Origin of the sequence: Vibrio sp. 397 (assembly GCF_033339395.1) — a bacterium.
Classification (GTDB): Bacteria; Pseudomonadota; Gammaproteobacteria; order Enterobacterales; family Vibrionaceae; genus Vibrio; species Vibrio alginolyticus.
Genome location: NZ_JAWOUN010000008.1, coordinates 54658 through 74287 on the forward strand (window position 1 = coordinate 54658; position 19630 = coordinate 74287).

Genomic DNA, 19630 nt, shown 5'->3' on the forward strand with positions numbered 1-19630 from the left:
TTAGGAGTTGAATATGTCTCGTTCAACCAACTTTTTCACCAAAGAATATTTGCTCTGTCGTGACCGTGTCGGCGCAATGATCTTTCTACTCTTCTGTCTTTGCTACGGTTATCAAACCTCGCAGATTCCATTGTTTCCAGGTGATGAGTATGAACCATTCACCGCACGTACTCTGCCAACCATCTTGACTTACGTTGGTGTCGGCCTTTCTTTGCTATTGCTGGTGACAGGACAACCAGATAAACAAAGTGGCGCAGTGCTGACCTTCAATTGGAAGTTACTGATTGCATTTTTAATTTTAATGGCGCTCTACGGCGTGGGCCTGACTTACTTAGGTTTTGTGATAGCTACTGCCTTCTTTTTATTGGCTGGCTTTTATCTGCTCGGGGAAAGACGTAAACCCGTTCTGTTTGGCGCGTCGTTTCCATTCGTGATCGCGTTCTACTTATTACTCACTCAAGGTTTGGACATCTATCTCGAACCGGGTTTGATTTTCACCATCTGGTAGTCAAAGAAAGGACTGAATTATGTTAGATGGAATTCTACAAGGTTTATCCACCGCAGTAATGCCAATGAACATTATGATGGTGATCGTGGGCTGCTTCGTCGGTACATTTATCGGCATGTTACCTGGACTTGGGCCGATCTCAGCCATTGCTTTGATGATCCCAATTACTTATGGCCTAGAGCCCTCCTCTGGCCTTATTTTAATGGCGGGTGTTTATTACGGTGCGGTATTTGGTGGCTCTACATCGTCGATTTTAATTAACGCGCCGGGTTGTTCTTCAACCGTGGTCACAGCATTCGACGGCTACCCAATGGCTCAAAAAGGCCAGGCAGGTAAAGCATTAGCTTTGGCAGCTTATTCGTCTTTCACTGGCGGTACGCTATCTGCCATTATGTTGCTTGTTGCCGCACCAGCATTGGCTAGCGTCTCCCTTAGCTTCCAATCGTCGGACTATTTTGCGTTGATGCTACTTGGGTTATCAGCAGTCGCGGCTTTTGCGGGGAAAGGTCAGGTAATCAAAGCGTGGATGATGACCATTCTTGGTTTGATGCTATCTACAGTTGGAATCGATAAAGGCGTAGGCGTTGAACGCTTTACCTTCGGTTTAACGGATTTAATGGATGGCTTTAGCTTCTTGTTGCTTGCAATGGCGACATTCGCACTGGGTGAGACACTGATGGGCATCCTTAAACCATCAAAAGACACCAGCAATGAAGAACAAGAAAAGCTGAGCAACATTGGCTCAATGAAAGTGACCAAGGAAGAAATCAAAGATGTTGCGCCTGTTTCAATTCGCTCTTCAATATTAGGTTTCTTCACTGGCGTTCTTCCTGGCGCAGGGGCAACCATTGCTGCTTTTTTAAGCTATGGTATGGAGCGCAACCTCGCACCTAAAGAGAAAAAGGATGAGTTCGGTAAAGGCAGTATCCGTGGTTTGGTTGCGCCAGAGTCTGCGAACAATGCAGCATCTAGTGGTTCATTTGTACCGCTATTAACGCTTGGTATTCCGGGCTCTGGTACAACAGCAATAATGCTCGGTGCGCTGATCGCTTATGGTATTCAACCTGGCCCTCGCCTATTTGTTGAACACCCAGATGTGTTCTGGTCAGTGATCATTTCCATGTACTTCGGCAACATCGTACTTGTGATCCTGAACTTACCATTGATTCCGTACATTTCAAAGCTTTTGGCGGTTCCAAGAACGGTGCTTCTACCGATGATTTTATTCTTCTCAATCACCGGGGTTTATTTGGTCTCTTTTAACACTATGGATGTGTTCGTGATGCTGATTGTGGCTATGGCTGCCATTGCACTTCGGCTCGCTAACTTCCCGCTCGCACCTTTATTGCTGGGCTTCATCCTTGGAGGATTAATGGAAGAGAACTTACGCCGCGCATTAATGATTTCAGATGGAGAACTGAGTTTCCTATGGGAGCGTCCTATTACCCTTACCTTTACTGTTTTAGCTGTATTGGTATTGGCAAGTCCACTAATCGTAAAGCTGATTCAAAAGTTTAAAGCACAGCCAGTCAGCGTTGAGCAGTAATCGCTGTCTCTTTCAACCTAGATAAAGCCATCCATCGTGATGGCTTTATCTTCCGCCCTCCAAATCGTTCGCTTATTGTGCAGATGGTATTGACAAATCACTGTCGTTATATGAAGGTGATTGTATGAACACACACTTAGCGCAACTTAACCAACGAATTATCATCATTCCATAGGAATGGTGGGATTTTTTGATGCGCTCAGTATTTATCGAACCCACCCATAGCGGTGGGTTTTCTGTCTCTACCGTATGGGAAAAGCTCTCTTGGAGGCGGTCACAATGCAAAAAATAGCAGTTTTTGGTAAACCCGGCAGTGGAAAATCGACGGTAAGTAAAGCAATCGCGTCTGCTACCGGTCTTCCTCTTCATCAATTAGATTCAATAGTCTATAAACCAAACGGTGCTCCCGTTGAGCGTAACGTTTTTGATGAAGCCCATAGCAATATACTAAGCTCAGATCGTTGGATTATAGATGGCCTTGGACCGATCAGCTCTTTCAACGCTCGTTTAGATGCAGCCGATACTCTCATTTATATTGATCTACCATACTCCGTAAGCTATTGGTTTGTGACGAAACGTCTCCTTAAAGGACTATTCATAAAACCTGAAGGTTGGCCTGATGGTAGTTCGGTACTGAAAGGAACGTTACAAAGCTACAAAGTTCTTCAGCAATGCCCCGCATTCTGGAATGATGACTTTATGTATCGCCTCGAAGGGTACTCTCAAAGTAAAGCCGTTCATGTCATCAAAAACGTTACAGAACTGAACAATTTTGTTTTAGAGCGGGTAAAGTAAACCTCATATCAGAACATTAGAGCATGTAGGTTAGATCATCTGAAGCTCTAACAATAAAAAAGAACATAACAAGGATTGTTTATGCTTTTAGAACTCTCACTTTTATTCATTGCTGGCGTAATTGGTGGGATCATTAACTCCATAGCGGGAGGCGGAAGCTTTATTACTTTTCCGGCTCTATTGGCAGTTGGTGTTCCTCCTATTATGGCTAACGCAACAAACACATATGCTTCATGTGCGGGTTACATTAGTGGAGCCGTCGGGTTCAGAGAAGAGATCATGAAGAACAAGCATGAACTGCTGTTCACAGTCTCATTCAGTTTAGTCGGCGGCGCTGTCGGAGCATATCTGTTGCTCAACACGCCAGAATCGCTATTTATGGAAGCTATCCCTTGGTTACTCTTATTTGCCACCGTGCTTTTTCTCACCGGTTCTCGTTTAACAATGCTAATCAAAACTGTCGCGAAAGAGCACAAACATGCTGGCATACTCGGAGCAATCGCGTTGGGTTCACTACTTGTTGGTGTCTCTGCTTACGGTGGTTTTTTCAACGCAGGTTTAGGGGTTATTGTTCTGAGCTATCTGGTAGTAGCTGGCCACCAAGACATTAATTTAATGAACGGTTTGAAATTGCTCGTATCTACGTGTGTTTCACTCATTGCTATCGTGATTTTTGTTGCCAATGGCTCCATTGACTGGCACACAGGTAGTGTTGTTTTGGTCGGTACGTTGGTAGGTGGGTATCTTGCAGCTCGTGTCTCTCGTCAACTGAATCCTAATCATGTTAAAGGGTTTGTTGCTCTTTCTTCTATTCTCATCACTATCTACTTTTTCATTGATGTTTATGTTTAAGCAAAACTTGTACAAGTGGATAACACTCCTACAAAAACGCCAGCGCGAAAGATTAATGCAGATGGCTTAACGATTTTTTGTGTCACTCCAGCGAGGTTAGGAATCTAATAGCACTACACTGAGCGGCTAATGAAACCATTTTGATCACAAAGTGCTCGGATGGAAGAGCCTGTATCACGCTCCTTCGTCGCTGTACAGGGTGACGAGAAATAGAAATATGCCACTCGCGGTTAAACGAGTGGCATTGATCGAGAAAGATGGCGTTTTACATCAATAATAAGAGAAAGTAACGCTTACTTAATCAGCCCTACTTCTTTGTAGTATTTGAGCGCACCTGGGTGAAGAGGCGCAGATAAACCGTCTTTTACCATTTCCTCTTTCTTCAAGTTTGCAAACGCTGGGTGGAGACGGCGGAAATCATCGAAGTTTTCAAATACCGCTTTAACCACGTTATAAACCACATCTTCTGGTACCGCAGTAGAAGAAACAAACGTCGCGCCCACACCAAAGGTTTGAACATCACTATCTGTGCCACGATACATACCACCTGGGACATTTGCGACACGATAGAAGCTGTTGTCTGCAACCAGTTTTTCTACATTAGGTCCAGCTACCGTTACGATATTACTATCACACGACGTAGTGGCTTCTTTAATCGCTCCACTTGGGTGACCAACGGTATAAATCATCGCATCAATTTTGTTATCACAAAGTGCTTTTGATTGCTCTGCTGCTTTTAACTCAGAGACAAGCTTAAAGTCGTCGTTACTCCAACCATACTGGTTCATTAGCACTTCCATAGTACCTCGCTGACCAGAACCAGGATTACCAATGTTGACGCGCTTACCTTTCAAGTCATCAAAAGTTTTGATGTTCGCGTCTTTACGTGCAACGACAGTAAACGGTTCTGGATGAACGGAGAATACGGCGCGCAGCTCTTTAAAAGGCCCGCTTTCTTCAAACTTACTGGTTCCTTTGTAAGCATGATACTGCCAGTCTGATTGCGCGATACCGAGGTCCAATTCACCAGCACGAATAGTGTTGATGTTATAAATCGATCCCCCAGTACTTTCTACCGAACAACGGATACCGTGCTCTTCTCGCGATTTGTTAACCAAGCGACAAATAGCGCCACCAGTCGGATAATAAACCCCTGTTACGCCACCGGTACCAATCGTGACAAACGTTTCCTCCGCAGACGCAGAAAAGCCTGTTGTGAGTGCAGCCAAAGAAGCCGCAAGTGCGATTTGCTTAAACTTAAACATTGAACATCCCTTTTACCTGTGTTGATGACCGTTTAAGTATAGCAACCGTTAACAATTTGATAACGTTTGAGTTCTCATCCTTGGAGGTTGATTTATAGATATATATTTTTTTATCAACTTAACCTGCTGATAAATAGCGTTTATACTTTTATCCCATAAAAAAAGCGTTGTATAAACAACGCTTTGTAGTTAGTGAAACGGATGGTTACACCGTTGGGACTGACGCTCGCCACGCTTGGTTCTGGCTATCTGAGATAGATCGGAACAAGTCACGTAGCTCTTTCAATAAACCTTCTTGGAAACCAATGTTTTCATCGGCTTTCTGTTTGGCTGCTTGTGCGCGAGTCGCTTGTACTTCATCATCTTTGCTGCGCGCTTGCGCTTTGGTTTGCTCTACACTCGATGCTGAGTTTGCCATCTGGCCCAAAGCTTGAAGAATCGCGTTCTTCGCTTGGTTTGAGCTCATCAACTTATCGAACTTACGGCCACCACTTGTCAGCTGCGCTGTCGTGTCTGCGATATTGTCTTTCGCTAGTGAGTGCGCACGCTTAACCTGATCTTGCTGCGTTTTAGACAAGCTATTGTTATTTAATAACTCTTCTGCTTGATCGAAGCCAGCTTTTTGCGTTTTCAGTACATTATTGCTCGCCATTTCATTCTTGATTTCTTTCCCTGCTTTGAAAGAACCAAGGGCACCAATAATTGCGGTAGCACCCGCTAATACACCCGAAACGACTGCCATCGCGATCATTGCGCTTGCCGAGTTGTTTAGTTCTGCCGCTTGGCTTTCTAAACTCGCGACGTTTGCTTCAACAGCAATTTCACGTTGTAGCACTTGCTGCTCACGGCTCAGCTTTGATACTTGATACAACAATGTTAATAGCGTCAACGATTGTGATACCGCATCTGATGGTGACTTGATCACCTCCTCACCGTTAAGCGCTTTCATCGTTGTGCTCATTAATGAGCTCACCGTCGGCGCAAGAGCACTCATTAAGTTTGCAACAACTTGAGCTTGGTTACTCACTGTGGGAGCTTTAGGTGTCTCTAACTGGTAGCGTGCTGCACCAGAAACACCAGACTCACTTTGGCTTTTAACGGCACCCGCTTCAAGCTTTGTTTCCGGCGCTTTTTCTGCTTTGTTGGTTTTAATGGTATCGCCTAAACCGTATAGTTCACCACGACCCGTTCCGCCTACTTTATCTAGCATAATAAACTCCTTATACCGTTGCAGGACGGCTTAACACCGTTTGCATAGTTTCACTTTTCGCTTGAATCATTTGCATGATGAGGCTCATCAGCTCTTGGAAGTCTTCCATCAACTTACCAATCTCTTCTTTGAGCTTATCAATGACAGCCTGGCTTAACGTCATTTTGGCTCGAAGGTCTGTGATATCAGCCTGAATCTCTGTTACGTGAGCATTGTTAGCAGCATGGACACTGTCCGTTGCGCCTTTACCCACGTTGACGGCAAGATCGACGGTTTCTGCGCCATAACGAATCGCTTTCGCTGTTGTTGTCGCAGCTTTTGTGCCCATATCCGCCACTTTCGCCATGTTTGCAGCGGCTTTCGTAGCGATTTCCGTGACCTTTTGAGCTACCTTACCAGCACCTTTTGCTGCAAGTTTCGCGATACCGCCAGCAGCTGCACCACCAAACGTCACAACAGCTCCGATAACCGCGACGGCGATTTCTAATGCCATTACGACTTTGTTTAGCACATCGACATTTACGCCCGCTTCTTTTAGCGCATCTTGAACGGCTGGCTCTTGCAACGCCATGCTCACTGCTCCCATGACGCCACCAGCGATCATAAGTGCACCGGCTGCTGCACCAACACCCGTTGCCACCATTACGGCACCAACAACAATAGAAACCACCGCACTGATCCAACCAAAGATCTTCGCTGCTAAGCCTGATTTTTGGGCTTCTTTTGCAGCGGCTTCCGATTCTTTGATTTTGTCTTGGTTTTCCACCATCTCTTTTTCGTGCTTAGCTTTTGCGACCTTCACTTCCTGAATTTTCAGCTCGTTTTGAGCACTTTTCAGTTTATCCGTGATAGCAGCAAGCTCTACTTCAAAATCATCAGCAGATCCTGCGATGATTTTGACGGCAATCGAACCTGTTTGGTCTGCAACTGCATGGAGAGATTTTGCAATGGTATCGACGATCTTTTGCAGCTGTGCCATGGCTTTTAGCGTCAAATCATTCACTTTGTCACTAACAGCTGCGTTAGGTGCATCTAACTGAACTTTTACTTTTCCGGTGTTCAGTACATCTGCATCTTTACTCTTCACGTTTTCTACCGTCACAGAAGGCGTCGCTGTAGACGCCGTTTTCTGCACGTTATCTAACGTGGCTTGGCCAGATTCAGGGCTATAAACCTGTGTCTGGATGCGGTCAAGTGCAATAGAACTCATAGTCTAATTACTCCTTTTTATTTCTCACCGCTTCTAACATGATGCCTGCACGCTCATGCAAATCTGCATATTGTGATTTTCCGGCAGACATCTCCTTCGCGCTGTAAAACCCACTCTCTGCTTCTGTCAGTTGTTCCAGTTTAAGGTGACATTCAGCAGAGTGAAAAGGTGGGCGTGGATCATTTACGTCCACTAGCGCTGCGTAGCTGTAGGCGTCTATTGCCTGCAGATACTCACCCAACTCCTGACGAGCCGCGCCAAGGCCAATGAAAAATCGCGCCTGATAATGATCAAGCATGCTGAGTAATTGAAATACTTTCGCTGCTTGCTCAATCTTTCCCGATTGGAAAAAGTTGTAACCTACGGCATAAATGTGTTCGATGGTGTCCTGAGACACATCGTGCAACATTTTTAGCGTGCCTCCCTCTTCCAAAAAAGACAGCAGTTCTTCTGCTTGCATTTGAGATGGATCGGTCGCGTTTGTTTTAGTCATGGTTGGTTATCCTTAAATGGCTCGTAGGATTTCTTGTAAAATACTGTGGTACTTCTGAACAAACTTGTTCATCGCTTCAACGGTCGAGTTGTATTGAGAACTGGTGTCGTTCAGCTCAGTGGTTTTGATTTGCACTTCATCGTTAAGCAACTTGGATTTAGCACTGACAGAACTAGAAAAATTAGACAGCTTTTTCGACTTCTCTTCGTCTTGGTACGAAGCACCATCACCGATAGTAATACCTTGTGTTTGAAGGAAGTCTCGATGGTTTGTTATCTTATTATCCGTCAAATACTTGTACTCAGGTGAAGCTTCAAAATCCGTTTGATTGCTGTAGTTAAAGTCACTCGCTTTGAAGTTACTTTCTGGATATCCCGGTTTATAAACCCCATCAACACTTTGCGTAGAGTGAATTTTTGATTGCACAACACCAAAAACTTTAAGCTGTATTGTGAGATCCTCTAATGCCTCTTTCTGGTCATTACGTTTCTCTAAACGGTTAACACGACGCTCATTTAGTGCAAGCAGCACTTGCTCATCAAAACGGTCTCCAATGCTGGACTCAACAACGGCCAACAAATCACGAGCCGTTAGAGAGTGCTCTGCTCTCACCTCGCGATCCGCTTTCTCTTTATCGGTGATATTGAGTAGACGCTCTTTCAATGCCCCTAAGTTTTTGCGCAATGCCTCGTATCGCTCAGTAAATGAAGCCCCGGTAGATTCACCTTTTACTATTTTTTCAAACTGTAATCGGATATCTCGTTCGGTGTTTTCTTTGATCAAATTAACTTGAGCTGCCGTTATTTGTGTCTTTTGGACATCGGCTATCGCGCTGTCCTGGTAAAAGTCATCGATTTCTATATTTGTTAAACTCACCGCGAAGTTGGCGAACAGACTAGAAAGGGTCAAAGGCTCAGTTCCACCAATGACAGTATTAAGTGTTGCTTTTAGATTGTTCGTTCCACTCGCCTCACCATAAGCTGCGCTATATTGGCCTTTCACTTGAGCGGCCATTTCATCTAACGCTTCTTTAAGCTGCTGTTTAGAAATACCAGGAGTCCAGGTAATTCTGCTAGCTAGCGCACTTGCGTCATCGGTGCTTAAAGTAATACCAATGCCTTGAAAACTACTTTTTAATTGAGCTGAGACTTGAAGGGCGAAACTCTCTTTAGTCAACAGAAAGTCCGAGCTCTTCAGTTGCGCGAGATTAACGGAACCTAAGCTACTAAAGGCATTGCGAAGAAAAGAAATAGAAGCATCTCTCACTTCACGGGAGCCCATTTGATTAGCAAGCTCTGCAACAAAAAGAGAAATTTCTTTGGTGGCATTAGCCAGTTCTGTCTCGGAGAGGTTGGCGATCTGCTCCGCTTGGTTACTCTGGGTGCCCAGATTAAATTGACTAACAAACTCAGTAGATAACGAGCTATCTACGTTTTCCGTCAGTAGCTTACTAAACCAAGCCTGAAACTGATTTGATAGCGTTTGGTTTGTTTGAGCATTAAACTCGGCTGCGGTTAATTCGCCATCTGAGTTAGCACTTTGTAGCGACTTTATCCAAACAGATGCGGTGTCGGTCAATGATATACCAGCAAACGCGTTATTTTTCGCTTTTAGGTTTTCAAGCGTATCAACATAAAGCGCGATGCTTTGTGATTCCGTTTGTCCCGAGATAGTTGGCAATGAAGAGATTATCGAGGCAAGTTGCTGAGTCTCTGCTTCACCCAGTACAGGGGTAAATGCCTCTATCAAGTTTTGTTGGAAAGTGGGTAATGGTGCACTACTCGCAGCTGTGTCTGTTGCTCCTGTCGTAGAGCCAGTCGTTTTCATATTCGTCATTTCCAAACCTCTAAATCATCATGCCGCGCATCACTGTGGGACGCTTTCTGCGTTTACCTGACGTACCTTGTAGCTGAGTTTGTTGCTGCCGGCGGCGCTGGACTTCGTCTATTAGCTCTTGCTCTGCACGTTTCATGGTATCTACTGGCGCTTTTATGCCGCCAAGTAAAACATCCCCCGCAACAGGACCAACACCTAAGCCTTCCAATAGCTCGTTAAAAATATCGGTTCTGTCTTCAGCTTTTCTAATGGCAAGCTCAGCGTTCTCAATCGCATCGGTAAACGGTTGCTTCATCTTGATTCCTATCTTAAAGCGGGTCATCTCATCGGTGCTGTCAGTAACAGTCGTGAGTTTTTACTTTTTCAACTTTTTCAAAGGTCTATAATCTGCTAGGCGTAAACAGTACCAGTCTTCTAGCTCATCATGGCTTGCACCGCATGCTTTTAGATAGAACTGTGCCAATCGCTGGCTGCTCATGTTGCTACCACGTAACACATCGACGTTGCCGCGAATGACCCAATCGGAGGGATAAAGTTGAATGGCATGTTCAGCCAAGAGAAATAAGCCGGCAAAGGGGTTACTCAACCCCAATTTTGGACGAACGCGTTTCAGAAGAACGATGATGATTTCACCGTCCTCCACCCGAAAAACGAGCTCTAAGCCCTCAACTTCAATTCGATAACCAAGTTGAATTTCACTTTGTTGCCAAAAGTATGGCGTCACTTCGATCCCCGCTTGCGCCAGCGAGAGTATTAGTTTTGTTTTCATTACATCCCCACCCTTCCAAGTGGCTGAATATTGATTTGCTGGGTTAGTTCTTGAAATGACAAAACGGGCAGATCGTAGTATTCCGATTCAATAAGCTTTCGCACATATCGGCGTACATCCATAGACACAACTAGCACAGGTTTATTCGGCATGCGGCTTAAGTCACCAATGGTCTGTTTCACATCACTGACAAATTGTTGCGTTACTGACGGATCTAACGCCAAGTAACTCCCTGCTGAGGTTTGACGAATACCGCTGCGTATTGTGTCTTCGAGATTTTGATCCAATAAGTAAGCGGGCAACATGTTTTGTCCGCTCGCGTATTTGTAGCAAATGTAACGTTTTAAGCTGGAACGAATGTACTCCGTCAGCTGTACAACATCTTTCTCTTTTTGGCCCCACTCAACCATCGCTTCCAAGATCACGCGAAGGTTTCGGATAGAAATGTCTTCAGAAACCAAGCGTTGCAAGATTTCCGTCATTTTTTGCAACGGAACAATACGCTGGGCCTCTTTGACTAGCTCCGAATAACTGCCTTCCATCTGCTCCAACAGATAACGCGTCTCCTGAATACCAATAAAGTCTTGTGCGTACTCCTTAAGAACATGAGACAAGTGGTACGTTAAAATCCTGTCGGGTGTGAGAAAACCGACATGACTGGCTACGAGTTTTTGCTCATAACTCTGTGCCACCCAAATGCTAGAAATACCGGGTAGAAAATCTTCATCTTGCTCATAAGGCACGCCTAATAAATCGATCTGTTCATTCCCTTCTGTCACCAAGAGTTGATCTTTAACAATTCGTCCTCGTGCAACCGGGACTTCTTGTAACTGAATTAAGTACTCGCCATTTTGCATCCCCTCGTTAAAACGCAGGTGGATACCTGGGAAAGGCACGCCGAGGTCGAGATATAGTGCGCGCCTCACCCTTGCTAGCTCTTCATTTAATGCGACCGCTTCCAAGCTTTCCTGAAGGCTCGCGTCAAGATCAATCAACAGCGGGACTGTCATGGCGAACTCTTCTTGCTCACCTAACTTACCTTTACTGTTTCTAGAAGGCGTAGGTTTGCTTGGCTTCGCTGCTGGCGAACCGGCCCCTTGCGAAACAAAGCTTGATAAGTCGGTGCTATCTGATTCCGCTTGTTTTTTCTGTTGATAGAAAAGGAAGAAACCACCACCACCAACCACGGCGGCCAAGACCAGAAAAGTGATTTTTGGAAACCCAGGGATGAGTGCGAACAGCACCAAAAGCACACCACCAATAAGAAGCGCACGTGGCTGAGCAATGACCTGCCCACCAATGTCCGACCCAAGATCAGAAGAATCTTCATGAGAAACACGCGTCACGATAATACCGGCGGTAATCGCGATAAAGAGTGCCGGGATCTGCGATACCAAACCATCGCCAACGGTCAAAATCGCAAACAATTCAAGTGCTTCAGAAGCACTCATGCCTTTTTGCGTTACCCCGATCGTGACGCCACCTAAGATGTTGACCACAATGATGACCAGACCCGCAATGGAGTCGCCTTTAACGAACTTCATCGCGCCATCCATCGAGCCATACATTTGGCTTTCTTTTTCAATCAGTGATCGTCGGTGCCTAGCTTCGTGTACGTCAATTACTCCGGCACGCATGTCACCGTCAATACTCATCTGCTTACCAGGCATCGCATCGAGTGAGAAGCGCGCACTAACTTCTGCTACCCTCTCTGAGCCTTTGGTGATCACCATAAACTGAACAATGGTAATGATCAGGAACACAACGATACCGACCACTAAGTTACCGCCCACAACGAAGTTACCGAATGTATAAACGATTTGACCAGCATCGCCTTGTAGCAAGATCAAGCGGGTTGTCGTGATAGATAAAGACAGACGAAACAATGTCGTGATCAATAGCACCGCAGGAAATGCAGAGAACTCAAGTGGCGTGGTGATGTAAATCGCTAACATAAGCAGCACCACCGCAATGCTCATGTTGGTGCCAATCAGCACATCCACCAGTGCGGTAGGAAGTGGCAATATCATCATAAAGACGATCGCGAGTAACATCACCGCAAGCATGATGTCTTTGCGTTGCCCTACTTTGTTTAGAATATCGATCAACTTATTCATGTGATTCACTATTTAAAGATTGCAGATAGCGTCGGTGCGCTTGACGGGCGCCATCGACGTCATTTTGTTTCCAACGCGCTTGGCTTAAACAAAACCAGAGTCCTGCCGAGTCAGGATGAAGGTCAGATTTTAATAAGTGCTCACACACCTCAATCGCCCGGGTATATCGACCACTTTGTAAACACGCCACAGCAAGTGTTTGCATCGCCTCTTTGTGCTGCGGTTCTATTTCTAGAACCGCATCGAGAATAGAAATGGCATGCTCTGGCTTTTGGTATTGAACTTGTAGCGCAGCATGAACAAGTAAGAGTTCAATGTCTTTGGATCTCAACATGTTGGTTAGACCTGAATAAGGAGATTGAGCGCCATAGTGAGGTAACGCTGATCTAGTTGCGTACTTTGTAGCGTTTCGGATGCTTTGATAAAAGAAGCGGAGCCTGAATCCTGTGCAAGAACTTGCATCTGAGCCAACGTTTCATCAAATTGTTGACGGTATTTTTCTGGACGCAACAACTCTGAGTGCAGCAGCTTGGGCTTAGTTAACGCGATGAGATATTGGTCTGAAGGCCGGAGGTCATAGAGCTTCTCTAAATGTGTAGCGACCGCCTGACCATCAGGAAGCAATTGAAATCGCTCTGGGAAATCGGCCTTAACTTCACTATGAGTAACATGCGTAAAGGCTTCGATGCCTACGTTTAAAGTGCTGACTCGAGTCATGAGCCTGCCACATCGTTATGCAGACGAGCCAAAAGCGTAAACGCTTGCTCTAAGGTCGGCAGTGTTACTTCTTCTCCTTTTAGCCTTGCTGAAAAAACCAGAGTTTGCTCATCTAACAAGCCGGTTTTAATTTCGAAAGGCCAGCCTTGATCGGCATGACACAAACACAGTGCACTTTGAATCATGTCACTGGTTTGATGCCAAGATAACGCTCGAGACAACATCAAGAATAACTGCTCACCCTGTCGCTCAATATGCAGCGTACCACTTTGCTCAAAATCCAGCTGCACCCGTCCAGCTGATGAGAAATCGACGGCATAGAGCCCCATTCCTCGGCAAAATTCATCGACGGATGCATCAATCCAACTCATCTTCCCACGCTTCCTCTTCTTCTATATCAATGGCTTCGTCTAGCGCCTTTTGTACCGCTTGGATTAAATTCTGTCGTTGTTCATCATCGGCGAATACGTCAATTGGGATTGCGCGAACTAACTTATGAAACTCTCGAAAAAAATCGATTTTTTGTTCTACCGCCGTCAATTCCATTGCGTTGGCGACTTTCCATATCTCATCACTGCTTACCCATCGCTGCTCTACCAACGCAATCACATCAGCCATCAAATTAGAAACTTGATAAGCCATAATTCGTCCTTTCCGGTTTAAACATTTGGAACAGCTGACTCACACGATCTTGCAACGTATTTAGAGTTTTGAGTTTTTGCATATCGGACATCAACCACTGCAACTTAACCGAGTCGATACTGCTACCTTGAACACTAAGATCTGCACTCATGCCTTGCAGCATAAAGTCAACAGCGGTCGATACCTCCTGCTCACCAAAGCGCGCTACTACATCTTGATAAGCCGCGCCGAGCCCTTGATAACTATGAACGGTATCGCGGTAGAAGCCGCGCAGCTGATGCAAAGAGCTAAACTCTTGCTCTTGGCTGTATTCATCAGCAAAATTTGAGACACGGATTTCCGTATCAATTTGAGACCATGTATCTGGGTTTTGCTCGATTCTTAGAAGTGCTTGGTCAATCAGCGCTAGTAGGTGTTTACTTTCTGGACTCGCACTCAAAAACTTTTTAACGGCTTTTAGGGCTAGGTATTGATGGCTTTTCTCCTCGGAAAACCCATTCAAGTAGGCTTGTAATTGCGCGATGGTCGAGATATTTCCTCCCGCCATTTTTGTAGCCAAATCTTTGATCTTTTGATTCTTTTCAAGATCAGGGACTTTTCTTAAATAGTCCGAAACGAGTTCATGTGCTTCATTAACTCGAACACCACTGTCTTTCACTTTGCGCTTAGTCAGATCTTTCTCTGCTTTTTCGGAACCGAGTGAAGTGAGTTCTTCCATCGCATCAAAAAGTGATTGTGTGGCATTGTGAACACGGACGGTTTCACCGCGATAATTGCCTTTTTGTGAAACGTCGGGACGAGACGATTCCAACCCGCTTTGGATAGACGCATCAAACTTTGGATTTGTTGCGATATGATTGTTGATAATACTCATTCACTTGCACTCCTTCCGCACAATACAGGCGAATTATAGGAAGTGCGCTTTTTTGAAGCTGTCAAAATCAGACGTGTTTTTTTAGTGCGCTTTCAGTTTTCTAAAAACTCCCGACTGATATTCACTATAAATTGATTCTTATACTTTCTATCCTCTCAGCATCAATCATTGCGCATATTTTTACCTTGAACGATTTCTCATACATCACTGATATCCAACAATCTGCGATTAAACACACGCGTTTGATCCAAATTCGCGGGCGCGTTACGCAAGTCACCGGCACCATTATCAAAGCTGTCGTCCCTGGCGTTCGTGTAGGTGAACTGTGTGAGTTGCGTAATCCCGATCAAACTCTGTCTTTGTTAGCGGAAGTGGTTGGCTTCCAGCAGCATCACGCTTTGCTCACTCCGTTAGGAAATATGTTTGGGATTTCCTCAAATACAGAAGTAAGCCCAATGGGTAAAATGCACGAAGTGGGTGTTGGCGACCACCTGTTAGGTACAACGCTTGACGGGCTTGGACGTCCTTTCGATGGTACGCAAAGTCAAGAACCAAGCGCTTGGTATCCTGTTTATCGCGATGCACCACCACCAATGCAACGTAAACTGATTGAAAAGCCAATCTCTCTTGGCGTTCGATCCATTGATGGGCTACTGACCTGTGGTGAAGGTCAGCGCATGGGTATTTTTGCAGCGGCTGGCGGGGGTAAAAGTACCCTACTGGCAAAACTGATTCGCTCCGCAGAAGTTGACGTGACCGTTCTCGCCTTAATTGGTGAACGCGGACGCGAAGTGCGCGAGTTTATTGAGCATGACCTAGGCGAAGAAGGAATGGCCAAATCGGTTTTAGTGGTCGCTACCTCTGATCGCCCAGCAATGGAGCGCGCCAAAGCCGCCTTTGTTGCCACTTCTATCGCAGAATATTTTCGTGACCAAGGTAAACGCGTGCTACTGCTGATGGATTCGGTGACGCGTTTCGCCCGCGCACAGAGGGAGATTGGACTAGCCGCAGGCGAGCCACCAACACGACGTGGCTATCCGCCTTCCGTTTTTGCCGCTTTGCCAAAGCTGATGGAACGAGCTGGACAATCAGACAAAGGATCAATTACAGCACTGTACACCGTGTTGGTGGAAGGTGACGACATGACGGAGCCTGTCGCGGATGAAACTCGCTCAATTTTAGACGGGCACATCATTCTCTCGCGCAAACTTGCGGCAATGAACCATTATCCCGCCATTGATGTACTTCGCTCAGCAAGCCGAGTGATGAATCAAATCGTTGAATCCGATCATCAGGCGTCTGCTGCTCATATTCGCGAAATGTTAGCTAAGTATGAAGAAGTTGAACTGCTAATCAAAATTGGCGAATACCAACATGGCGCAGATAGCCGAGCGGATATGGCCATTGCACAAAGTGATGATATACGCGCCTTTTTACGCCAAGGCACTCATGAACCAAGCGATCTTGATGGCGCTATCGCTCAACTTAAAGGGATGGCGAAACAATGATAGAACGCTTATTAGAAATCAAAAAAATTCGCGCTGACCGTGCGGATAAAGCCGTCAAGCGTCAAGAATACCGAGTGTCAAACGCCGCAGCACAGGTTCAAAAGGCCGAACGTTCTGTCGCGGACTATCACGTTTGGCGCCAGGAAGAAGAAGAGCGACGTTTTGCTAAAGCAAAACAACAAACGCTCGTCCTTAAAGAGCTGGAAACATTAAGACAAGAAATCGCGTTGTTAAGAGAGAGAGAAGCCGAACTTAAACAACGTGTGGCCGAGTCAAAAAAAGCGCTTGAAATCGAACGCTCGGCACTTAAAGAAAAGCAAAAAGAGGCGCGACAAGCCCATAAAACCAAAGAAAAATTCGTTCAGTTGCAGCAACAAGAAGTCGCGGAAAAATCGCGAGAAAGGCAATACCAAGAAGAACTCGAACAGGAAGAGTTTCGCACTGTCGACATTATCTAAAGGTTCACTATGCGCATTACCCCAACAACTGAAACATCGAATACGCTGCACAAATCAACGCCGGAACAAGCGCCTCTCGAGAAGGAGGCCGAGCTTCAATCACAATTCGAGCATGCAATGACGAAGAAGCCTAGCAAGGGAAAGGAGTCTATCGTTGGGAATCCCCAAAAAAATCATACTGGCGAAGAAGACATACCGCTAAGGCATAAGACATCTCAAGGTCTAGATAAGAAACTTAACCTATCGAACCAAGAAGCCAACGCTGACAAAAACATCTCTACTTTAAAAGGTCAAAGTGACGTCGTCAGTAAGAGAGATATAGAGAAATCGCAAGACGACGCAGCAAATAGCGAAGAAATAATTAGCAAAAACAATAAATTGCTTAAACATGATGGAAAAAGCGATGGCGACACAGTTCTAAGCTCCCCTTCTACCGAGCGTGTTGATCCTCACTTTCAAGCTCATTTGAAAGATGATAAACCGACGCCGATGGATAAACATACCTCGCCGGAGTATCTCTCTACGCTTGAATCTGGCTTGCTCCCCCAAAATGCGACAGCGACAGAGCTCGCTCAAGATGGGATTAACATTGTTGGCTTAACGAAAAGGCAAACTGAAAAAACGCACAATAAGCGTGCAACTCCGCCGCTACAGAATACAGGCAAACGATCAGACCAAACTGGTGGCCTGCCTGAAACCAAGCCTCTTGAAAAAATCGTGACGAAAAGCGCACTAGTCGCCGTTAAAACGGATGAAGAAAAAGTGCCTTCTCAACCCCTTGCAAGTGCGGTAACACAAGGCGATGTCATCCTAAAAAGTGTTGCTTCGCAGGCTCAACCAAGCCCAACGCGAGACGTAAACCAATTACTCCAGCAATTGGTGGATAAAATCTATGTTGCTCTGCCAACCGCATCGGACAACAAAGAGGTTCGGCTGTTTCTAAGTGAAGGACAATTAAAAGGTGGCGAAATCCACATCAAGTTGGACGCTCAAGGGTATAGCGTGACGATTCGACAAGAGCATGCCCTTTCCATTATTAGCCAGCAAGCTAGACAAGATCTTGCTGAACGGCTAAACCGATTCGGTGGTGAGCAGCCACTTCGCTTAGCGATCAGCGAACAAACTCAACAGCTCGATCAACAACAACATGAACAACAACACTCACGCCAACAACGCAGCGTGTATGAAGAATGGCAAGCGGAGAATGACCTATGACACCGTTAATAATACCCAAAGTGGATGCAGAAAGTATCGCGCTCAGCAATCAACTTTGTGCAAAACAGTGCCACTTCCAAGGGACTGATGGTCAGAGCGTATCGATTACTGTTGCTCAAATCCCTTCATTTGAAGGGTTCCGTTTAACCACGTTGATTGGAGGGCAAACCCTACAAGTAGACTTTTCTCGTGCGCAGCTCCAACATTGGCTGAAATCGACCTTAAATGCTACTGCGTTTGAGTCCCTGCCTAACTCCCTCCAGTTAGCACTTTTGAGCTCACAGATAGAACCGCATAGTGAGGCAATCAAAGCGCTATTTGGTCAGTTACCCATTCTTAGTCAACTACAGCCGTTAGAGGCGAGCCAGGCCCAAGAGCATACTTTAATGTTAACCCTCAATAAGCCTAACGGCTCTCTTTGTTTGTGGGTTAGCGAAGGATCAGACGTGTTGTTGGATGCGCTACCAAACAGCGCTGCTCTACAAGCTCGACACCTCGCTTTACCTGTGTGGTTAAGTCTTGGAAGGACCCATTTGACGTTAAGCGAATTTAATTCGCTCGAGCTGGGAGATGTCATCTTTTTTGACGATGGTTACATCGCCAAGCAACAAGCCATTTTTCAAGTATCTAACCAGAATCTCTGGCGCTGCCAACTGGATGACCAAACTCTTCACATTATGGAAAAAGAAACCAATATGAATGACGTAAACACTTCAGAAATGTTAACCGACCACCAGCAACTGCCTGTGGAACTCACGTTTGATATCGGCCATCAAACCATCACGCTAGAGCAGCTTAACCAGCTTCAGCCAGGGTACGTATTCGAGCTAAACCAGCCTGTATCTAAGCCGGTAACATTGCGTGCCAACGGCAAAATCATTGGTGAGTGTGAACTGGTTAATGTTAACGAACATTTAGGTGTGCGCGTACTGGAGCTGTTCGGTGGCACGCAGGAGCCAGCATGATCCAGTTACCCGACGAGCTCAATCTCATTGTCAGCTTAGCACTGCTGGCACTGATCCCATTTATCGCCATGATGGCGACGTCGTTTGTGAAACTGGCCGTTGTATTCTCACTGCTGCGTAACGCTCTCGGTGTACAGCAAATTCCGCCGAATATGGCGCTTTACGGATTGGCCATCATTCTGTCAATTTTCATCATGGCTCCCGTCGGGTTTGAAACCTACGACTACGTAAAGCAGCATGATATCTCCCTTGAAGATTCTGCAAGTGTAGAAGGCCTCATTGAAAGCGGTTTACAGCCTTATCGAGAATTTTTGAAAAAGCATATTCGGGAAACCGAAGCCATATTCTTCACTGATGCTGCACGCACATTGTGGCCACAGAAGTACGTAGACCGTTTAGAGTCGGACAGTTTATTGCTCTTACTGCCCGCATTTACCGTCAGCGAGCTTACTCGCGCTTTTGAAATTGGCTTTCTGTTGTACTTACCGTTCATCGCTATTGACCTAATTGTGTCGAATATCCTACTCGCAATGGGGATGATGATGGTATCGCCAATGACGATTTCCCTCCCCTTCAAATTGTTGCTTTTTGTCTTGCTTGACGGCTGGACAAAGCTCACCCACGGCTTAGTGTTGAGTTACGGTTAATCA

General features: G+C 45.6%; 22 protein-coding genes. 9 read left to right on the top strand and 13 right to left on the bottom strand.

The window, feature by feature from the left end; translation table 11 throughout:
• Positions 1 to 13: 13 nt before the first annotated feature.
• From R7P36_RS14110 to R7P36_RS14125, 4 genes are all read left to right on the top strand, one after another.
• On the top strand, positions 14 to 508 hold the full coding sequence (locus tag R7P36_RS14110) for a tripartite tricarboxylate transporter TctB family protein (protein WP_054701645.1): 495 nt from the start codon (positions 14 to 16) through the stop codon (positions 506 to 508).
• Positions 509 to 527: 19 nt separating this feature from the next.
• Positions 528 to 2054, top strand: a complete 1527-nt coding sequence (locus R7P36_RS14115; RefSeq protein ID WP_005377271.1) for a tripartite tricarboxylate transporter permease — start codon at positions 528 to 530, stop codon at positions 2052 to 2054.
• A 279-nt stretch (positions 2055 to 2333) separates the two neighbouring features.
• A complete protein-coding gene (locus R7P36_RS14120) occupies positions 2334 to 2849 on the top strand; it encodes a hypothetical protein (RefSeq protein ID WP_005377268.1) in 516 nt (171 codons plus the stop codon).
• Between the two features lie 81 nt (positions 2850 to 2930).
• Positions 2931 to 3701 (top strand): sulfite exporter TauE/SafE family protein, encoded by a 771-nt coding sequence (locus tag R7P36_RS14125; protein ID WP_005377266.1) that lies wholly within the window; start codon positions 2931 to 2933, stop codon positions 3699 to 3701.
• Positions 3702 to 3994: 293 nt separating this feature from the next.
• Here the strand turns inward: R7P36_RS14125 and R7P36_RS14130 are convergent, their stop codons facing one another.
• The 13 genes from R7P36_RS14130 to sctW all read right to left on the bottom strand — a co-directional run bounded on the left by R7P36_RS14130 (position 3995) and on the right by sctW (position 14834).
• Complete coding sequence (locus tag R7P36_RS14130) at positions 3995 to 4966, bottom strand: TAXI family TRAP transporter solute-binding subunit (RefSeq protein ID WP_005377264.1); 972 nt, start codon at positions 4964 to 4966, stop codon at positions 3995 to 3997.
• Between the two features lie 205 nt (positions 4967 to 5171).
• Complete coding sequence (gene vopD, locus R7P36_RS14135; protein ID WP_170897332.1) at positions 5172 to 6176, bottom strand: type III secretion system translocon subunit VopD; 1005 nt, start codon at positions 6174 to 6176, stop codon at positions 5172 to 5174.
• 10 nt (positions 6177 to 6186) lie between these two features.
• Positions 6187 to 7386, bottom strand: coding sequence for a type III secretion system translocon subunit VopB (vopB, locus tag R7P36_RS14140; RefSeq protein ID WP_005377260.1), 1200 nt, complete (start codon positions 7384 to 7386; stop codon positions 6187 to 6189).
• Between the two features lie 7 nt (positions 7387 to 7393).
• Positions 7394 to 7879 carry a SycD/LcrH family type III secretion system chaperone VcrH gene (vcrH, locus tag R7P36_RS14145; RefSeq protein WP_005377258.1) on the bottom strand — a complete coding sequence of 162 codons (486 nt, stop codon included), beginning with the start codon at positions 7877 to 7879 and terminating at the stop codon, positions 7394 to 7396.
• A 12-nt stretch (positions 7880 to 7891) separates the two neighbouring features.
• On the bottom strand, positions 7892 to 9715 hold the full coding sequence (locus R7P36_RS14150; RefSeq protein WP_272870541.1) for a virulence-associated V antigen: 1824 nt from the start codon (positions 9713 to 9715) through the stop codon (positions 7892 to 7894).
• Between the two features lie 10 nt (positions 9716 to 9725).
• Positions 9726 to 10010, bottom strand: coding sequence for an LcrG family type III secretion system chaperone (locus R7P36_RS14155; protein ID WP_005377254.1), 285 nt, complete (start codon positions 10008 to 10010; stop codon positions 9726 to 9728).
• A 60-nt stretch (positions 10011 to 10070) separates the two neighbouring features.
• Entirely contained in the window at positions 10071 to 10484 is a 414-nt protein-coding gene (locus R7P36_RS14160) for an LcrR family type III secretion system chaperone (RefSeq protein WP_005377252.1), read from the bottom strand.
• The gene (gene vcrD, locus R7P36_RS14165; protein WP_086013006.1) at positions 10484 to 12610 is read right to left on the bottom strand and encodes a SctV family type III secretion system export apparatus subunit VcrD; all 2127 of its coding nucleotides are present in this window, start codon (positions 12608 to 12610) and stop codon (positions 10484 to 10486) included. Before vcrD ends, R7P36_RS14160 begins: the two co-directional genes overlap by 1 nt.
• Positions 12594 to 12935, bottom strand: a complete 342-nt coding sequence (vscY, locus tag R7P36_RS14170; RefSeq protein ID WP_005377248.1) for a type III secretion system chaperone VscY — start codon at positions 12933 to 12935, stop codon at positions 12594 to 12596. The genes vcrD and vscY overlap by 17 nt, the downstream gene beginning before the upstream one ends.
• 5 nt (positions 12936 to 12940) lie before the next feature.
• On the bottom strand, positions 12941 to 13318 hold the full coding sequence (vscX, locus tag R7P36_RS14175; RefSeq protein WP_054701657.1) for a type III secretion system protein VscX: 378 nt from the start codon (positions 13316 to 13318) through the stop codon (positions 12941 to 12943).
• Positions 13315 to 13689 carry a type III secretion chaperone SycN gene (sycN, locus tag R7P36_RS14180; RefSeq protein WP_104975354.1) on the bottom strand — a complete coding sequence of 125 codons (375 nt, stop codon included), beginning with the start codon at positions 13687 to 13689 and terminating at the stop codon, positions 13315 to 13317. Before sycN ends, vscX begins: the two co-directional genes overlap by 4 nt.
• Positions 13676 to 13960 (bottom strand): TyeA family type III secretion system gatekeeper subunit, encoded by a 285-nt coding sequence (locus R7P36_RS14185; RefSeq protein WP_054576989.1) that lies wholly within the window; start codon positions 13958 to 13960, stop codon positions 13676 to 13678. Before R7P36_RS14185 ends, sycN begins: the two co-directional genes overlap by 14 nt.
• Positions 13941 to 14834, bottom strand: a complete 894-nt coding sequence (gene sctW, locus R7P36_RS14190) for a type III secretion system gatekeeper subunit SctW (RefSeq protein ID WP_053307014.1) — start codon at positions 14832 to 14834, stop codon at positions 13941 to 13943. Before sctW ends, R7P36_RS14185 begins: the two co-directional genes overlap by 20 nt.
• A gap of 185 nt (positions 14835 to 15019) precedes the next feature.
• Between sctW and vscN the strand changes: the two genes are divergently transcribed.
• From vscN to vscR, 5 genes are read left to right on the top strand one after another with little or no spacing between them, the layout of a single operon-like run.
• On the top strand, positions 15020 to 16342 hold the full coding sequence (gene vscN / locus R7P36_RS14195) for a SctN family type III secretion system ATPase VscN (protein WP_054575030.1): 1323 nt from the start codon (positions 15020 to 15022) through the stop codon (positions 16340 to 16342).
• A complete protein-coding gene (locus R7P36_RS14200; protein WP_005377236.1) occupies positions 16339 to 16800 on the top strand; it encodes a type III secretion protein in 462 nt (153 codons plus the stop codon). Before vscN ends, R7P36_RS14200 begins: the two co-directional genes overlap by 4 nt.
• A 9-nt stretch (positions 16801 to 16809) precedes the next feature.
• Positions 16810 to 18015 carry a type III secretion system needle length determinant gene (locus R7P36_RS14205; protein WP_033906162.1) on the top strand — a complete coding sequence of 402 codons (1206 nt, stop codon included), beginning with the start codon at positions 16810 to 16812 and terminating at the stop codon, positions 18013 to 18015.
• Positions 18012 to 18980 (top strand): SctQ family type III secretion system cytoplasmic ring protein VscQ, encoded by a 969-nt coding sequence (gene vscQ, locus R7P36_RS14210; RefSeq protein ID WP_017634547.1) that lies wholly within the window; start codon positions 18012 to 18014, stop codon positions 18978 to 18980. Before R7P36_RS14205 ends, vscQ begins: the two co-directional genes overlap by 4 nt.
• On the top strand, positions 18977 to 19627 hold the full coding sequence (gene vscR / locus R7P36_RS14215; protein WP_005377232.1) for a SctR family type III secretion system export apparatus subunit VscR: 651 nt from the start codon (positions 18977 to 18979) through the stop codon (positions 19625 to 19627). Before vscQ ends, vscR begins: the two co-directional genes overlap by 4 nt.
• The last annotated feature ends 3 nt before the right edge of the window (positions 19628 to 19630 follow it).

Excerpts from the sequence above, each read along its gene's own strand:
- R7P36_RS14110 (WP_054701645.1), top strand. The coding sequence starts at position 14 with ATGTCTCGTTCAACCAACTTTTTCACCAAAGAATATTTGCTCTGTCGT.
- R7P36_RS14115 (WP_005377271.1), top strand. The coding sequence starts at position 528 with ATGTTAGATGGAATTCTACAAGGTTTATCCACCGCAGTAATGCCAATG.
- R7P36_RS14120 (WP_005377268.1), top strand. The coding sequence starts at position 2,334 with ATGCAAAAAATAGCAGTTTTTGGTAAACCCGGCAGTGGAAAATCGACG.
- R7P36_RS14125 (WP_005377266.1), top strand. The coding sequence starts at position 2,931 with ATGCTTTTAGAACTCTCACTTTTATTCATTGCTGGCGTAATTGGTGGG.
- R7P36_RS14130 (WP_005377264.1), bottom strand. The coding sequence starts at position 4,966 with ATGTTTAAGTTTAAGCAAATCGCACTTGCGGCTTCTTTGGCTGCACTC.
- vopD (WP_170897332.1), bottom strand. The coding sequence starts at position 6,176 with ATGCTAGATAAAGTAGGCGGAACGGGTCGTGGTGAACTATACGGTTTA.
- vopB (WP_005377260.1), bottom strand. The coding sequence starts at position 7,386 with ATGAGTTCTATTGCACTTGACCGCATCCAGACACAGGTTTATAGCCCT.
- vcrH (WP_005377258.1), bottom strand. The coding sequence starts at position 7,879 with ATGACTAAAACAAACGCGACCGATCCATCTCAAATGCAAGCAGAAGAA.
- R7P36_RS14150 (WP_272870541.1), bottom strand. The coding sequence starts at position 9,715 with ATGACGAATATGAAAACGACTGGCTCTACGACAGGAGCAACAGACACA.
- R7P36_RS14155 (WP_005377254.1), bottom strand. The coding sequence starts at position 10,010 with ATGAAGCAACCGTTTACCGATGCGATTGAGAACGCTGAGCTTGCCATT.
- R7P36_RS14160 (WP_005377252.1), bottom strand. The coding sequence starts at position 10,484 with ATGAAAACAAAACTAATACTCTCGCTGGCGCAAGCGGGGATCGAAGTG.
- vscY (WP_005377248.1), bottom strand. The coding sequence starts at position 12,935 with ATGTTGAGATCCAAAGACATTGAACTCTTACTTGTTCATGCTGCGCTA.
- vscX (WP_054701657.1), bottom strand. The coding sequence starts at position 13,318 with ATGACTCGAGTCAGCACTTTAAACGTAGGCATCGAAGCCTTTACGCAT.
- sycN (WP_104975354.1), bottom strand. The coding sequence starts at position 13,689 with ATGAGTTGGATTGATGCATCCGTCGATGAATTTTGCCGAGGAATGGGG.
- R7P36_RS14185 (WP_054576989.1), bottom strand. The coding sequence starts at position 13,960 with ATGGCTTATCAAGTTTCTAATTTGATGGCTGATGTGATTGCGTTGGTA.
- sctW (WP_053307014.1), bottom strand. The coding sequence starts at position 14,834 with ATGAGTATTATCAACAATCATATCGCAACAAATCCAAAGTTTGATGCG.
- R7P36_RS14200 (WP_005377236.1), top strand. The coding sequence starts at position 16,339 with ATGATAGAACGCTTATTAGAAATCAAAAAAATTCGCGCTGACCGTGCG.
- R7P36_RS14205 (WP_033906162.1), top strand. The coding sequence starts at position 16,810 with ATGCGCATTACCCCAACAACTGAAACATCGAATACGCTGCACAAATCA.
- vscQ (WP_017634547.1), top strand. The coding sequence starts at position 18,012 with ATGACACCGTTAATAATACCCAAAGTGGATGCAGAAAGTATCGCGCTC.
- vscR (WP_005377232.1), top strand. The coding sequence starts at position 18,977 with ATGATCCAGTTACCCGACGAGCTCAATCTCATTGTCAGCTTAGCACTG.